This is a genomic window from Enterococcus salsurae (assembly GCF_054784955.1).
In genome coordinates, this window is record NZ_BAAHWY010000003.1 from 66,886 (window position 1) to 84,222 (window position 17,337).

General features: G+C 36.3%; 14 protein-coding genes. 12 read left to right on the forward strand and 2 right to left on the reverse strand.

Annotated elements, in window-relative coordinates:
* Positions 1–4 precede the first annotated feature (4 nt).
* The 12 genes from ACYVRS_RS08535 (at position 5) to ACYVRS_RS08590 (ending at position 15,347) form a co-directional block, all read left to right on the forward strand.
* On the forward strand, positions 5–1,063 hold the full coding sequence (locus tag ACYVRS_RS08535; protein ID WP_461203153.1) for an acyltransferase family protein: 1,059 nt from the start codon (positions 5–7) through the stop codon (positions 1,061–1,063).
* On the forward strand, positions 969–4,448 hold the full coding sequence (locus tag ACYVRS_RS08540; RefSeq protein ID WP_313538179.1) for a CDP-glycerol glycerophosphotransferase family protein: 3,480 nt from the start codon (positions 969–971) through the stop codon (positions 4,446–4,448). Before ACYVRS_RS08535 ends, ACYVRS_RS08540 begins: the two co-directional genes overlap by 95 nt.
* A gap of 116 nt (positions 4,449–4,564) precedes the next feature.
* The gene (locus ACYVRS_RS08545; RefSeq protein ID WP_461203154.1) at positions 4,565–6,877 is read left to right on the forward strand and encodes a CDP-glycerol glycerophosphotransferase family protein; all 2,313 of its coding nucleotides are present in this window, start codon (positions 4,565–4,567) and stop codon (positions 6,875–6,877) included.
* Positions 6,878–6,923: 46 nt separating this feature from the next.
* Positions 6,924–8,630, forward strand: coding sequence for a hypothetical protein (locus ACYVRS_RS08550; protein ID WP_313538183.1), 1,707 nt, complete (start codon positions 6,924–6,926; stop codon positions 8,628–8,630).
* Between the two features lie 264 nt (positions 8,631–8,894).
* A complete protein-coding gene (gene mltG, locus ACYVRS_RS08555) occupies positions 8,895–10,103 on the forward strand; it encodes an endolytic transglycosylase MltG (protein WP_461203289.1) in 1,209 nt (402 codons plus the stop codon).
* A gap of 123 nt (positions 10,104–10,226) precedes the next feature.
* Complete coding sequence (gene greA / locus ACYVRS_RS08560; protein ID WP_054116542.1) at positions 10,227–10,706, forward strand: transcription elongation factor GreA; 480 nt, start codon at positions 10,227–10,229, stop codon at positions 10,704–10,706.
* Positions 10,707–10,862: 156 nt separating this feature from the next.
* Entirely contained in the window at positions 10,863–11,594 is a 732-nt protein-coding gene (liaF, locus tag ACYVRS_RS08565; RefSeq protein ID WP_461203155.1) for a cell wall-active antibiotics response protein LiaF, read from the forward strand.
* On the forward strand, positions 11,591–12,658 hold the full coding sequence (locus tag ACYVRS_RS08570; protein WP_461203156.1) for a sensor histidine kinase: 1,068 nt from the start codon (positions 11,591–11,593) through the stop codon (positions 12,656–12,658). The genes liaF and ACYVRS_RS08570 overlap by 4 nt, the downstream gene beginning before the upstream one ends.
* A gap of 2 nt (positions 12,659–12,660) precedes the next feature.
* Entirely contained in the window at positions 12,661–13,290 is a 630-nt protein-coding gene (locus ACYVRS_RS08575; RefSeq protein WP_313540561.1) for a response regulator transcription factor, read from the forward strand.
* An 86-nt stretch (positions 13,291–13,376) separates the two neighbouring features.
* A complete protein-coding gene (locus ACYVRS_RS08580; RefSeq protein ID WP_054116546.1) occupies positions 13,377–14,042 on the forward strand; it encodes a potassium channel family protein in 666 nt (221 codons plus the stop codon).
* A gap of 11 nt (positions 14,043–14,053) precedes the next feature.
* The gene (locus tag ACYVRS_RS08585) at positions 14,054–14,362 is read left to right on the forward strand and encodes a HesB/YadR/YfhF family protein (RefSeq protein ID WP_312499604.1); all 309 of its coding nucleotides are present in this window, start codon (positions 14,054–14,056) and stop codon (positions 14,360–14,362) included.
* A 40-nt stretch (positions 14,363–14,402) separates the two neighbouring features.
* Positions 14,403–15,347: a glycosyltransferase family 2 protein gene (locus ACYVRS_RS08590; protein ID WP_054116548.1), complete on the forward strand. Its 945-nt coding sequence runs from the start codon at positions 14,403–14,405 to the stop codon at positions 15,345–15,347.
* A 78-nt stretch (positions 15,348–15,425) separates the two neighbouring features.
* Here ACYVRS_RS08590 and ACYVRS_RS08595 read toward each other — a convergent pair whose 3' ends face one another.
* Both ACYVRS_RS08595 and ACYVRS_RS08600 read right to left on the reverse strand, forming a co-directional pair.
* Positions 15,426–16,379, reverse strand: a complete 954-nt coding sequence (locus ACYVRS_RS08595; protein ID WP_461203157.1) for a phosphoglycerate dehydrogenase — start codon at positions 16,377–16,379, stop codon at positions 15,426–15,428.
* A gap of 75 nt (positions 16,380–16,454) precedes the next feature.
* Positions 16,455–17,264, reverse strand: coding sequence for a DUF1189 family protein (locus ACYVRS_RS08600; protein ID WP_461198343.1), 810 nt, complete (start codon positions 17,262–17,264; stop codon positions 16,455–16,457).
* Between the last annotated feature and the right edge of the window lie 73 nt (positions 17,265–17,337).

Here is a 17,337-nt window from a genome sequence, read left to right on the forward strand (position 1 = left end):
ACAAATGCAAAAAAATAGTAGAAACTCTCAACTAGAACTATTAAGAATAATTAGTATAATACTTATAATTTTTCATCATGCCATGATATATACGAATTGGTCTGAGCACTCAACATATCCATTGAATGAATACTTGGTACAATTTCTTATCATTGGAGGGAAAGTTGGTAGTAATTTATTCGTTATACTGTCAGCATGGTTTTTATATGACAAAAGCTTTAAATGGTCTAGGGTCACAAAGGTATGGTTACCAGTTATTATGTATACTGTTTCTATACCTTTCATATTGTCTAGTATAGGATTAGAAAAAATAGATTTAGATTCCTTAATCGAAATGTTTTTTCCAGTATTGACCTTTAGATATTGGTATGTTACGAATTATGTAATGTTACTTTTTTTTATCCCTTTTCTAAATATTTTGATATGTCACCTTTCTAAAAAAGAATTTCAAAAGTTATTATTATTATGTTGTCTATTTTTTTCTATAGCACCATCGCTATTTGGTTTTGATTTTGGGAACGATATTATTTGGTTTATTTTTTTATTTTTAATCACGTCTTACTTTAAAAAATATAAAAATGACATACCCAATATATTTAGTTTGATAAAGATGACTTTTTTTGCGGTTTTTTTTAATTTGTCTAGTATTGTTGTACTAGATTATTTGAAAGATATTGACAATCAAATTCAAGTTTCTTCAACTATCTTATCAAAACAAGAGTCATATTTATTATTAGTAGTCAGCGTGAGTTTATTTCTCATTTTTGTACAATTGCCTCATTTTTCCAACCGCATCATAAATTATATATCGTCTACCGTTTTTGGTATTTATCTAATACATGACAATAAGTATATACGATCAATTATATGGGAAGATTTATTTAAATTGAATCAATATTTTGATCAAAGAAATTTGATTATTCATATTTTATTAACAGTTTCAATTATATTTATTTCTGGAGTTATTATTGAGACGTTTAGAAGGATTATCCAAATCGGTTTTACAAAAATGGCTAGAAAAGGTAAAATGTATTTCGATAACTTTACTTGGTTTGAAAAATAAATCCTTACTTAAATATGATGGAGGAACTAAAGTGGTTTTAAAAAAAATATATAAAAAAATAAATTCTGCACAACGTTTATTTTTTCCTAGCAAGAATCAGAAATTAAGATTACATTATGCAGAAAACTATGAAACTGCACCTATTGATTCGAATGTTATCCTTTATGAAACTAGAGATGGAAAATCTATCGTTGATTCACCCTTGGCCATATTTAAATATTTAGCTGAAAATGAAACATATTTGAATTTTAATCACATCTGGGTGGTAGATGAATCTATTGAAATGATCAAGGAATCATTTCCTTTAGAACTTAAGAAAAAAGCGCAATTTGTCTATCGTGGATCTATCGAATACGTAGATGCTTTGTTAAAAGCAAAGTACTTGATATCCAATTCTACTTTTGAGTCTTTTTTTGTTAAAAGACCGGGTCAAGTATATATCAATACTTGGCACGGAACTCCATTGAAATATATGGGCTTTGATATTCCAGGATCGTTGGCACACTCGCAGAATGTGCTAAGAAACTTTTTAATGACGGATTATTTATTATCTCCCAACAATCATACCTCTAACATTTTTATAGATTCATACAAGCTTAAAGGTGCTTATGAAGGTCAAATACTCGAAGGTGGATACCCGAGAATTGATTTTACGCTGACTAATGATACGAAATATATCGAAGAGAAATTATCAAGTTTTGGAATCATACTTGATTCCACGAAGAAAACATTGCTGTATTGTCCAACCTGGAAAGGGCAGAATGTGCATCAAGCCACAGATGATATTGAACAAATTATTCATGAAACACTAAAAATAAAAGATGAATTTAACGAACAATATAATGTTTTGGTGAAAGTTCATCCATTTATTTTTTCTGAGATCAAGGATGATGAACGACTAAATGGTGTGTTGATATCAGATTTAATCGACCCAAATCAAGTTTTATCTATGACAGATCTTTTGATTACGGATTACTCAAGTATATTTTTTGATTTTTTAGTGACAAAAAGACCGATCATTTTTTACGCATGGGATAAAGATTTATATAGTTTCGAACGAGGTATGTATTTGACAGATGATGAATTACCTGGTCCGACTGCTGAGAACATAGGAGAATTGATTTCTCTAATACATTCGGTAGAGAGCGAACATAAGAAGTATCTAGTTAAATATAATCAATTAGCCAAACGGATGACGCCTTATGATGATGGTGCAGTGACGAAAAAATATGTAGAGTATATCTTTGATAACAAAAATGTCGATAATATGGTGATTCACCATGTAAATTCGCAAAAACAAAAATTGTTAATATTTCCTGGCGGTATGAGAAACAACGGGATTACTTCAAGTTTCTTGAATTTAACCAATAACATTGATTATTCTAAATACGATGTAACTGTTATTGCCAATCCTCCAAAAGGTGCTGAAATCAATAATAACTTCAAGGCTATGAATGATAATGTCCGTCCACTTTTTCGATTTGGCATCGATATTTTAACGAGAAAAGAAAAAATGCTGAACAAAAAGTTTGCGGATCAAGGAGTATCGGTTTCTCAAAGAAATGATTATCCGGAAATAGGCTATAAAAGAGAAATGAATCGTTTAACAGGAAATTTGACTTTCGATGTCGCGATTGATTTCAGTGGCTATAGTTATTTTTGGGGTCGGCATATATTAGCTTCGAATGCGAAGAAATATGTTGCATTCATGCATAATGATCTATACTCCGATTCACAGCGAGAAGTAAATGGTAAAATGCCGATGCTTCGGGATTTAAATGGATTGTTTTCTATATATTACAAATTTGATAAATTGCTTAGTGTGTCACCAATGACGAGAGATGTAAATTTTGAAAATCTTCATAATTATGTAAAAAAAGAACAAATGTCATACGTGTATAATACGATTAATATCGATAAAATACTTGAAAAAAAGCAAATAGATGAAGCTGTCAGCCCTTTAAAAGTCACACGTAATATTCTAAGGTTTAAAGTATCAGGAGAAATTGAATATGCTAAAAACATTGCTGCTTTGGAAACAGAATCTTTCATGAAAACCAATGTTAGGCACGATTCAATTGTTGTTCAGCATGCAGAAATGGTTGTTTTTGAACAAAAGTTTTATAAGACTTCAGTAGATAATGAGTACTTAGGCTGGATCAATGAGCGATATGTGTTACCAAAAATCAATCAAGTTCAGAAAATTGAAGATTTTCATGGGTTTGCTACTGTGGCAAGATTTTTAAATTATCCAATTTGGAAAGATATCAAAACAAATACAGAAAAAGATGAGATTCTGACTTATATAAAACCATTCGCGAATAGATATCTTGAGATTGAGAAAGTAGCATATACAGATGCGGGTAGATATTTCTTGGTAAAATATAATAAGAAAACTCTAGGTTGGGTTTCACCAAAACCTTTGATGAGAGTTCATGAAACCAAAAAAATGTCACCTATAAACGCTTATTTCTTAAGTAGGATGAGTAAGATGGATGTATCTTCGCCGGTTACTTATACCGATAGTGTCAAAGTAGTTGAATCTTATGCACGAATAATCAATCAACGTGATATTGAAATGTGGACTGCACCTAAAGGGACGACTGGATCTGAAAATATTACTGTTTCAGACGAATATTTTGAAATGGTTTTTAGGATGAAGGAAATTTGTATTGTCGGAGAAAAGAAATATGTAAAACTCTCTTTTCCTAATAATGCAGTCATAGGTTATATAGATTCGGAAGATATAAAAGAAATAACGGAAACAGAGTTCGACAAAGCACAATATGCATTGAATCAACTTGAATCATTGGACTATGTTTTACCAAAAATTGATTTAGCTAGGCAAAACGTACCTCACCTAGACAATAATTTTTTTAATGTGGTAAATATGGGCAGACTTTCTCCGGAAAAGAATCAAAAGAGCCTTATAGAAGGATTTGCTCGATTTAGAAACATATATCCTAAAAGTAGGTTGTTTATATTAGGTAAAGGGCCTTTGGAAAATGATTTGATTGAATGTGTCAAAGAAAATCATCAAGAAGGTTTTGTCTTCTTATTAGGGCATCTAAGTTCTCCTTTCAATTTTATGAAAGAAACAGATTTGTTTATTTTACCGTCTTTCTATGAAGGTCAGCCGATGGTCTTGTTAGAATCTCTGACATTGGGTATGAATATATTGGCATCAAATATTCCAGCAAATATCAATGTTATAGGTGCAAATGAAGAATATGGTTTGTTGACGAATGGAACGAGTGTAGAAGATATTGAAGATGGATTAGAAAGAGCTAAACTACATCAAGAGAGTTTCAAAAAATTCAATCCATATTTATACAATGAACAAGCGATCAACAGCTTTTATCATGAGATAGAAGTGAATAAATAAGAAGACTATAGCTATAATTATGAACATTGTGTTATCAGCAAAGTTCATAATTGTAGCTATTTGTGTTACTATTTCACCATAGGAACCTTTTAAAAATTACTTAATAGGAGTTAATAATGTCAGTCATTCAAAAAATAAAACAAAATATGATGACACCCAATGAGTTGTTATACTTAAAATATCAACAATTACCAATCAAGAAAAAGATGATTCTCTTTGAAAGCACACATGGACGTGAATTTTCGGGTCATATTTTTGCTTTGGTCGAGTCTCTTATCGATTTTTATCCTCAGTATGATTTTCGAATTGCAGTCAAGGATTCGGTCGTATTACCTTTAAAATATGCCAAGTTCAAAGTAAATCATTTGAGCAAACCATACTTTGAATACTTAGCGACAGCAGAAATACTCATCAATGATACGTCTTTTTGGTCTTTTTTTCATAAACGCGAAGATCAACAATATTATATTTTTTGGCACGGCACACCCTTGAAACATTTAGGCAAAGCGACACAAGTACAAGGTTATGGAAATGTACAAAGAAATTTAGCGATGGCAGACCAAATTTTTGTTAGCAATCATTTCACAAAAGAGATCATTCAAAAAGATTTTGGCTTAGTTGATATCGTAAAAAATCAAATCGTAGTGGCGCCTTCTCCAAGAAATGCGGGACTTTTTATTGATCGAGCTATAAAGAAGAGATTTGTATACATGCCTACATGGAGAGGGTCCTCAACAAGTAATATCCAAGTATCATTAGAATTAGTGAATCATTTAGTTGAATTAGATGAATTACTATCTGATGCAGAAGAAATGTTTGTTAAGTTACATCCATATGAAGCCAACCTTTTCGACTTTGATACTTATCAATTCAAACATTTAAAAAAGTTTCCTGAAGAAGAAACGTATACATTTCTGCAAACGGTCGATAAAATCGTTACGGACTATTCATCTATCATGTTTGACTTTATTGTGACTAATCGGGAAGTCATCTTATTCACTTATGATGAGCACTTATATCGTAAAGATAGGGGGATGTATATAGAACCAAATGAGTTACCTTTTAAACAAGTAACAAGTATCAAAGACTTGATATTGGCTTTAAGAGAGCATGCAGAGGTTGATTATACATCTTTGTGTCAAACGTATTGCCCTTTTGATGGTCAATATGGGACGCAGCAAGTCTTAAATTTTATACTAGCTAATGAGAAACGTAATAATATACAGGTTTTTGAAAATTGGAATCAAAAAGAGAATGTGCTCATCTACGCCTATCAGTTGGCTGATAATGGAATCACCGCCTCACTGATGAACTTTTTTCATACAATTGATTTAAAGAAAAGAAATTACATTTTGACATGGCAAGATGGTATGATTCCTCAAAATTTAGAGCATAAAATCATAAACTTACCTAAAGGGGTATACACATTTATCGCTGAAGGCAAAGTACAGTCTACCTTAAAAGAAGCTTTTTCATCAATGTGCTATATGAATCAGTTACCCGCTGCAACAACAGATGTGCAGAGAATGTATCTTAGGGATTTTGATAGGCAATATCCCAATCTACATCCAGATTATTTCATACACTATCCAGGATATGATCGATCCTATGCAGCATGGATGTGGATCTTAAAAAAAGTGGGAATAAAGACTATGGTATTTGTTCATACAGATATTGAAAAAGAGTTGGCATTGAATCGTTATTTGAAAAAAAACATTATATTTCAAGCGTATAAAGAGGCTACACGTGTAGTATGTGTAACGAAGACCGTGGAAGAAAAAATATTAAAACTTGTACCAGAGGCAAATACAGTTGTTTTAAACATGCCAATTAATATAAATAAGATTCAACGTTTAGCACTTGAGCCACTGGCACCAAGTGTACCCGATCGTTTAGTGGATATTTTATTAGATCCTAATAAAAAAGTATTTATCAATATAGGTAGATTTTCTAAACAAAAAGGATTGGATCGATTAATTAAAGCTTTTGAATCGGTAGAGGATCTCAATGCTTATTTGATTTTGATAGAGTCTTATGGTCCTGAAAAAGAGTGTATATATAAGCAAGTGGCGAATAGCAACAAAAAAAATCATATTTTTATTTTGAAAAATATTCGTAATCCATTTAATATGTTAAAAGAAGCAGATTATTTTATTTTTAGCAGTCGTTATGAAGGCTTAGGTATGGTTGTTCTAGAAGCTTTATCTGTTGATACGCCCGTTATTATGACGAATATCCCTGAGACCATAGATATTCTAGGTGGGACTGAAAAAACTATGGTTGTTGAGAACTCTTTAGAAGGATTGATTACTGGTTTTAAAGCTGGGCTTGACGGACTGTTACCTAAAGAAAGATTTGCTTCAGATGAATATGAAGAGATATGTTTGCAAAATTGGGAGTTATTATTTGTAGACACTCAGGATGTCTGATATCATCATTGAATATATCTGAACACGATGCTAAGGGAGTATAGATATGAAAATGTTAAAAGGTAGAAATATGATTGTTGCGGTGTTCATATTTTCAATCGCATCGTTGATTATTCAAAGTGCGCAAATTTTTTCTAATGGTTATATTTTAGGTGTGGATTCAATTTTTCATATGAATAGAATCTATGAAACTATGATGCAGATAAGAACTGGTCAGTTCAGCTATTTTATCTCACTATTTTCTTACGAACAATCTGCAAGAATAGTGAACGCTTTATATGGTCCAGGTATGGCCTATTTATTAGGAAGCATACTACTTTATTGCAAAAATTGGATTCATTTTCAGCTAATTACATCTTTTTTGATTAATGTAATAGGTGCTTACGGGGTTTATAAAATTTCAAAAAAAATGGCGTCCTCTAATTTGTTTGCAATTTTGGTAGGGATTATCTATATGTCTACTTATTTTGTTTCTTCGTGGAATGTGGCTGGATCATTTACAGGTGTCGGAAATATGCTTATTCCATATGTGATATATTATGGAATAGAAATGGTTACTAACGAGCATTTTAATTTTTCTATTGTGGGACTAGGATTGAGTATGGGGATTTTACTACAAACGCATATTTTTTCCTCACTATTATCTACATTAGTTTTAGCACCATTTATCATATATGCGCTTATTATGACTGAAAAAAAATGGTCTTTTATTAAAAACATCTGTTTGTCAGTGTTGATAGCAGTCTTTTTAAGTTTAAATGTTTGGATAGGAATGTATCAGGTATTTTCAGAAAATTATCTATTACAGACTGTACCTTTAGATTTATTACAGAATTCAGTCTATTTTTCTCCTCAAGCTGGGACTAGTCAAGCTAATATTGGTCTATTCCTGACCGTATTATTATTTTTACCTTTGATTCAAACAATGATTAATTGGCGTAATCAAGATAATAAAATTAGATTACTGGTTTGTACAGGAGGATTTTTTTTGGTTTTATCTAGTAGGTTTTTCCCGTGGGAATTTTTTTCAAGATATTTCCCTGTTTTGGAATCAGTTCTGCAATTTCCCTCAAGATTTATTATTGTCCCAACGGTTTTGTTTTTAAGTTCACTCCATGTAACAGTCCGATCATTAAAGAAAAAGAATCTATTAGTCATATTGATTATAGGGATGATTTTTTCTGTATCGAATGCACAAAATAGAATTTTAGATAGGATGGGGGAATGGCGTTCAGAGAATGTATTAGCTTCTCCAAATAGAAAACCAGAATCTATATCTAGTACAGAACTTAGGAATAGTCTAAGAAATGATGACCTGGGTGAAATTTTCAAGATTGTTCAAAAAGGGACATCTGATTATTTACCTTTAAAAGAATCAATAACGAATCAAGAATTTGAGACATTTGATCCTTATTCCAAGTATTGGGAATATGTGATACGTCCAAACAATCAGTTCGATAAAACAGTAGAAGATGGTCAACTGGTTATATCGTGGGAAAGTGATACGGAATCTGATATAGGCATCCCTGTATTTAAATATCATCAAACGGTAGTAAAAGATGGTGGTACCGGAAAAGAAGTATCATATACACTCTCTGACATTGGTACGATCATCGTTCATTCAAATATAGGCTTAAATAAAATCATTGTTTCGTATCCGACTAGTTCGATTATTATGATGTCAATAGTTCTAGCATTGATGACTTTGTTTGTTTGTCTTGGCTCAATGATTTTTATGAAGCTTCAAAGATAGCTGAACGATTATTTTCTTCAAATTGTTTAATAAATGATCGGTATCTATATATACTATTTCCCTCCCCCAAACTTTCGTGTATAATGGTACAAGCCAGTATTACGAAAGTTAGGAGGAGTTGTTTTGAGTAAACAACATCCAGAGGAGCAATCCTTTAAAGACGAAGTACTTGGTGCTTTGAACAATTCTCGATCAAGCCAAGAACCATCAAATGGCGATTCAGAGGATCAAACGATTCAAACGCAACAGGAGATTGGGTCAACTATGAATAAAGACAATAGAAACACTCATTCAAGAACAAATGAAACACAGTCGACTGCCAGAAGGCGATCAACCATATCGGAGAAAACCGCTTCACCAGAAGGGTCGGCCAATCGGCGTAAAATGCAACGCAAAAAAGAAGACCGGATCGTGAATCGTATCGTATTGATCGTGGTTCTTGCTTTATTGTTGATTGGCGGGGTCTTAGGTTTTTCGGTCTATCGTTATGTCACTTCTAGTCTGCAGCCTCTAGATACGAGCAATAAAGAAACCGTATCGGTGGAAATTCCAAGCGGCTCTTCAAATAAGGCTATTGGTGAAATTTTGGAAGACGACGATATTATCAAAAGCGGCATGATCTTCAACTATTATACTAAATTTAATAATTTGACCGGTTTTCAGGCTGGCAATTATCAATTTTCACCAAGTATGACGTTAGATGAAATCAGTACGATGCTGCAAAATGGTGAAGGATCAGTCACTTCCGATGCCAAAGTAACGATTCCGGAAGGCTATGATGTTGATCAGATCGGTGATGCCTTAGCAGAGGCCACCAATATTTCCAAAGATGATTTCTTGGCATTGATGGAAAGCGATGAATTCTTCGAAAAAATGAAAACAGCGTATCCTGATTTATTAGGCAGTGCAGCGGATGCGGAAGGTGTCCGTTATAGATTAGAGGGTTATCTGTTCCCAGCAACGTATGACTATTACACTGGCAATACGTTAGAAGAAGTGGTCACACAAATGGTGGATAAATCGAATGCTGTCATGTCGAAGTATTACGATCAAATCGCCCAAAAAGAAATGACCGTCCAAGAGGTCTTGACATTGGCTTCATTGGTTGAAAAAGAGGGCAGCAAAGAAGACGACCGCAAGAATATTGCGCAAGTATTTTTCAATCGTTTGGCGATCGATATGCCATTGCAATCGGATATTTCGATCCTATATGCACTGGGTGAACACAAAGAATTGGTAACCTATGAAGATACGGCTGTTGATTCGCCTTATAATTTATATACCAATACTGGCTATGGTCCTGGCCCTTTCAACAATCCTAGTGAACAAGCCATCCAAGCGGTGTTGGCGCCTACAGCGAATGATTATTACTATTTCGTTGCGGATATCCAAACACAAGAGGTGTACTTCGCGCAAACCTATGATCAGCATATGCAATTGGTAGAAGAACACGTCAATAACACATCAAATTGATTTTTCATCAGTTTATGGTTTACATTTAAAAAAAAGCATGGTAATCTTTTGTGGACTATTCGCAAAAGATTACCTTTTGCGGTTTATTAGCAGTTAGTAGAAGTTACTAGAAGGAGAATAATTATGGTAGAAAAAGTATATCCTATGACCCTTGAAGGAAAAGAAAAATTAGAACAAGAATTAGAAGAATTGAAAACGGTAAAACGTGGTGAAATCATTGAACGTATCAAAGTTGCCCGCAGTTTTGGCGACCTATCAGAAAACTCAGAATACGAATCAGCCAAAGATGAACAAGCCTTTGTTGAAGGCCGGATCACAACGTTGGAAACAATGATTCGTTTTGCAGAAATCATCGACAATGAAGGTGCTGATTCTGATGAAGTGACAATCGGAAAAACAGTGATCTTCGTTGAACTTCCAGATGGCGATGAAGAAGAATATATGATCGTTGGCAGTGCAGAAGCAGATCCGTTTTCTGGTAAAATCTCCAATGATTCGCCAATCGCTCGTGCCTTGATCGGTAAGAAAATCAATGATGAAGTAACGATTTCAACACCCGGCGGCGATATGCAAGTGAAAATCACTGAAGTCAAAAACAGCTGATCGTTATAAGCCATCCATCCAATCATAGTGGACCCTGCTGTTCTTTCTCAAGTCAGAGAAATAGAGCTGACAGGGTCCTTTTTCGGACTATAGACTGATGGATAATTGCTATTTATCCGTTATGATAAGAGAGAACCATTAGGAGGAGGAACTGAAATGAAAAGCCCTTGGCGTTTTTTCTTCGTCGTTGAAGCATTGCTTTTGCTATTTGCAATTTGGCAAATTTTATCAAATCCGCCGCTTCTCTTTTTATTGATTATGGGTATTCTATGTTTGGTAGTCGTGCAGCGGCGACAACGAAAAAGTAATTTTACCAATTTTTTGATGGTTTCTGGATTGATCGCCATTTTCATTAGTTTGATCAATAGTCCTGCATTGTGGTTGATGTTGATTTTCGCCATATTGTTTATTGGCTTAAAAGGTGTTGAACTGACGGGTGTTGATTTTACTAAACACTCATTTTGGCGTAAAAAACAGATGATCATTGTTGAAACACAAGAACCGAAAGACAGCCATCCGCAAAAAAGAAAGCAGCAATGGATCGGCAATGAACGGATTGGCAGTCAAGTATATGAATGGGATGACATCAACTTAGATATTTTGACAGGGGATACGATCATTGACTTAGGCAATACTTTATTGCCTAAGAAAGAAAATGCCGTAATCGTACGTAAAGGCTTTGGCCGAACCCGCATCTTGGTGCCTTCTGGCGTAGCCATTAAATTGGAACACAGTACATTTATCGGTAATGTGTTGTTCGAAGGAGAACAAACTGGTTTGAGAAATGAACGCGTCACGATTTACAGCGCGGATTACACCGAAAACAATCGTCGCTTGAAGATTTTGACGAATACGATCGTAGGTGATTTAGAGGTGATTCGCGTATGATCACTAAATTTTCGAGAGGTATGATCGCATTTTACTCAGGTCTGGCTAGTTTCTTTACCCTGAACTTTATGCTTTTTTCGTATCTATATGCGAGTGGGAAAGAAAATTGGATCGTAGAAGTTTTTCAAATCAAATTGTTTTTTGTCCCCATCGTTTTTCATGTACTGGTACTTTCATTGCTGATTGGTTTATTGGTGTTTATTACGATCTCTTTTTTCCGTAGTCGTCAGTATGGTCCGGTGGAAGAGAAATTGTTTCTGTTGGCCAGCGGCAATTTTGACAGCCCGTTATTAGAGATGGCGATTCCTCATGCACCGGAAAATCGGTTGATAGCGGATGTTGATCGTGACATCAAAAGTATTCAAGAAAAAATGAAACAAACATCAATGGAATTGCAGCAATTAAATGCCCGGCCACAGTTTGTCGATGGCCAAACCAAAGAAGAAATCTTGGAAGCTGAAAGACATCGGCTAGCAAGAGAGTTGCATGATTCGGTTTCGCAACAATTGTTTGCAGCGATGATGATGATGTCTGCTTTGAATGAGCAAGCGATTCGTAATGATGCGCCTGATGCCCAGAAAAAGCAGCTAGCAATGGTTACGGATATTATCAACGCTTCACAGTCAGAAATGCGGGCCTTGCTGCTTCATTTGCGCCCTGTGACCCTTGAAGGCAAAACATTGAAGCAAGGGATCGAGCAATTATTAAAAGAGTTAGAAACCAAAATAAAAATTTCCTTGAAATGGGACATTGAAGAATTCAGTATGCTAAGTTCGATTGAAGATCAATTATTTAGAGTGATCCAAGAGTTGTTATCCAATACGTTGCGGCATGCCAAAGCAGATGAGTTGGAAGTGTATCTCCATCGTATTGAAAACAATGTCCTGTTGCGCGTGATCGATGATGGGGTTGGCTTTGATACTGAGAATCAAAAAGCCGGCAGTTATGGATTGATGAATATTCGGGAACGAATCAGTGCGGTCGGCGGCACATTAAAAATTATTAGTTTTAAGAATCAGGGAACAAGTATCGAGATCAAAGTACCATTGTTGAAGGAGGCGTAAAAATGATTCAAGTGTTGTTAGTAGATGACCATGAAATGGTGCGTTTGGGGGTATCTTCTTACTTATCGATCCAAGATGATATAGAAGTGATCGGCGAAGCTGAAAATGGTCTGATCGGTTATGAGAAAGCTATGGCCTTGCGTCCAGATGTGATATTGATGGACCTTGTCATGGATGAAATGGATGGGATAGAATCGACTAAGGCGATTTTGAAAGAGTGGCCGGAAGCCAAAATCATCATTGTCACAAGTTTTATTGATGATGAAAAAGTGTACCCGGCGATTGAAGCTGGTGCGGCTGGTTATTTGCTTAAGACCTCAACAGCGCATGAAATTGCGGAAGCGATACGGGCTACACAACGGGGAGAACGGGTCTTAGAGCCAGAAGTGACCACAAAAATGATGGATCGGTTAACCAATCGAACGCCTATTTTACACAATGACTTGACCAATCGGGAACAAGAAGTCTTATTGTTGATAGCGGAAGGCCGCAGCAACCAAGAAATTGCCGATGCCTTATTTATCACCTTGAAAACAGTCAAGACCCATGTGTCGAATATTTTGTCAAAACTAGAGGTGGAAGACCGTACGCAAGCGACGATTTACGCCTTCAAACATGGTCTGATCAAATAAACGTGCATGTAAACACCTCCTCATGGTCAGCCGAGGAGGTTTTTGTTATACTTAGAATTGATTTGTAATACAAAGGAGCGTTTGTGTTGAAACAAAATTATGCAATTATCGGTCTAGGGCGTTTTGGTGGCAGTATCTGCCGTACATTGATAGAATCAGGTCAAGAAGTGTTGGCGATCGACAGCAATGAAGACCGTGTCAATGAGTACATGAATATTGCGACCCATGCGGTCGTGGGCAATGCGCAAGACGAAATGACGCTGCGTTCGTTGGGGATCCGTAATTTTGATCATGTCATCGTGGCGATTGGGGAAGATATCCAAGCAAGTATCCTGGTGACTTTGATGGTCAAAGAAATGGGCGTGCCGAATATTTTAGCCAAAGCACAGAATGAGTACCATGCCCGCGTATTAGAAAAACTGGGTGCGGATCGCGTTGTCCATCCAGAAAGAGACATGGGGATTCGGATCGCACATAATCTGGTATCCAAAAATATTTTGGATTACATTGAACTGTCAGATGAATTCTCATTGGCAGAGATTCGCGTATCGAATCCAAAATTTTTCAACAAAACGTTATTGGATTTAAATTTTCGTCAGAAATACGGTTTGACTGTAGTGGCGATCCGTCGTGGTCCAGGACAGGTCATCGTGTCTCCTGCAGCTGATGCATTGGTGAGAGAAAATGACAATTTATTGGTCATTGGGAATACAGATGACGTCGATATTTTAGATGAACATATGAATGATTAGGAGTGAATAAAATGGAATTAACAGTGACCCCCGAAGCATTGGCGTGGTTTAAAAAAGAATTGGTCGTAGATGATGGACGAGGTGTGCGTTTTTTCGGGAAAATTTACGGAAAAACACAAATCCATGATGGGTTTTCAGTCGGCATGTCTGTGGATAAGCCAGAACGAGCAATTGTTCAAAAAACAATCGACGATCTGCTATTTTTTATCGATGAAACGGATGAATGGTTCTTTAAGGGCTATGATCTAGTCGTAGACTATGATGCCGATCTAGATGAACCAAAATACGCATTTAACGAAGATAAAAATGATAGAAGCTAGTCTATCTTTTGCGATGAGATTGACTTAGGAGATGAATGGAATGTTATCGATTATTGTACCTTGTTACAACGAAGAAGCAAGTTTGCCGCTCTTTTTCAAAGAAACCGAGAAAGTGAAACCAGCCGTGGATATGCCGTTTGAATATATTTTTGTGAATGACGGGTCTTCTGACCAAACATTGAACGTCTTGCGACGCTTATACAAAGACAATCCGGAGAGTGTTCGCTACCTTTCCTTCTCCCGTAATTTTGGGAAAGAAGCCGCTCTATATGCGGGCCTTCAAGCCGCAAAAGGGGACTTTGTCACCGTGATGGATGCTGACTTGCAAGATCCTCCAACCCTTTTGCCAGAAATGTTTGCGCGCTTGGCAAGCAATCCTGAACTTGATTGTGTCGGCACCCGGCGTGCAGATCGTAAAGGGGAACCAAAAATCCGCAGTTTCTTTTCAAATAATTTTTATAATGTGATTAATAAGATAGCAGACACACAGTTGGTCAATGGCGCCAGAGATTTTCGGTTGATGCGACGCAATATGGTGGATGCAGTACTGCAATTATCGGAATACAATCGATTTTCCAAAGGGATCTTTAGTTGGGTTGGATTTGAAACAGAATATATTGCGTATGACAATATTGAGCGTGTTGCAGGAGAAACGTCGTGGTCTTTCTGGAAATTATTCCAATATTCCATAGACGGGATCGTTAACTTTTCGGATACACCATTAAATATCGCTTCATTTATAGGGGCATTTTCCTGTATCGGTTCTATTGTTGCGATGATATTTATTGTCATTCGTACGTTTATTTTAGGCGATCCAACGTCAGGTTGGCCATCAATGGTAAGCATTTTCTTATTTGTTGGTGGCTTGCAATTGTTGTGCTTAGGCATTATTGGGAAATATATTGGCAAGATATTTTTGGAAACCAAAAATCGTCCGCTTTACTTTTTGAAAGAAACGGAACAAGATCAAGCGAAACGCAAATAGCAAAAAGGTCTATCACAAATCGTGGTGATAGGCCTTCTTTTTGTATCGTTTTGCCTGATTGGGATAAAACCTTTTGACTTAGTAACCTTTTGATAAATCAATTTCATTCTTGGTCAGTTTGTCTTGTTTAACGAAAGCATCTAAGTTTTCCAGGAAAATAGCCATGAAGGCCTTTTGGAAGTGTGGTGTATGGCCAGAAATATGTGGTGTGATCAGCAGATTTTCTACAGACCACAAGGGATCATCACTCGGCAATGGCTCTTCTTCAAAGACATCCAAAGCGGCAAATGCCAATTGTTTGGCCTGCAATGCGTTTGCGAGCGCCTTTGTGTCCACACTCGGTCCGCGGCCAACATTATAAAATGACGCGCTGGTTTTTAATTGATCAAAGAATGCTTGATCATATATATGTGTGGTTTCTTCGGTCAGTGGCAAAATATTGATGATATAATCGGCTTTCCGCGCCTCTGGTATTAATTCATTGAAAGCATAGGTTTCAGTAAAGCCTGCGACTGGATGGCCGCTGGTATTGATCCCAAATGGTTGAACCCCGAAGAACGCGAGTGATTTCGCTAATTGTTGGCCAATTTGTCCAGTGCCGACAATGAGGATCCGCTTATCCGCCAATTTTGCATAAGGAATAGCCGATGGCGCCCATTTTTGCTGTTGCTGCAATTGAATGGCTTTGAAAATACCTCGGTTTTCCATAAAGAGTAGTGCCAGCAAATGGTCAGTGATCGATTGTGCATGGATACCACTGCCGTTTGAAACAAGGATCTGATGCTGCGCAAAAGCAGCTAACGGTAGTGTATCAACGCCAGCAGAGATCGCTTGTACCCACTTTAGATTGCTATCAATAGTCAATAAATGCGCTTCCCAATCAGCTTTCCAACCAACTGTCAAGGCAACTTGCGACCACGGAATCGTTGCTTGTCCGTCATCCACCACGACCTGATACTCTGGGGCTATGGCGTTGATTTGTTGATAAAATTCTTCTCTAAATGTTCGCGTTGCTAAAATAATCTTTGTCATCTCATTCACTCCTTCTGTTTTAGTGTAGCAGACAAATAAAAAAAAACCATGCTCAAACGATTGAGCATGGCTTGTTTAGCGACTGATATCTATCTTCGGTGTGTTTTTGACACCTTGTGTAAACAAAAATAAAGAGGCGAATAAAATGAAAGTCGAACTATCAAAAGAAGGCAAAATGAATTGAACGAGCACACTAATCAAAGAAGGCAGAGCCGCACTAACGATCAACATTTTCAGATTTTCAAAAAAGGTATATGGAAACAATTTTAGTTTGGTATAAATGGTTGCAATAAAGTTGCCCATGATCAATGTAACCAATAAACTGAGAAAAGTGGGATACAAAGCGACAATAAAGACGACGATTTTAATCAGCCATGGAATCGATTGATTCGCAAGGGCGTCTTTGATCGCAGCACCATTCAAATTTCTTAATGCGGGTTCGCTGTAATCAAAATCGAGTTGATTGGAATCCAGTAGTGAAACTGACAGACCAGAGGAAGGCAAATAGACGATCAGTTGTTCTTTTAACAAACCAACAGCAATTCTTGACCCTGTGACATCTGCGGCAACGTCAGTCGGGGTCCGTTTGCCTTGAGGATCAAAAGTGAAAATGATCGAGTTGGTTTGATAGATAAATCCTTCCGTTTCCTCAACTGTCTGCAGTTGGCCGTCAACGATCGTAAAATCAGGAATGGATTGGGCAATTTCTTGACTATCCGCTTGTACATCTTGAAAAATATCGATCACCTGCAGCGTGATCGGAATGGCCAAAAGAACGGTTGAACCAAGCAAAATTACAATCACTTTTGAAAAATCTGCCTTGCTGATAAACTTGATAAGTGGAATATGAAAAAAGGCAGTTTTTAAAACTTGTATGAATGTCATATGATGAATAACTCCTTTGTGGTATAACTAGAGTAATTGTAACGAAGGGGCTAGCAGATTACAAGGCATTCAC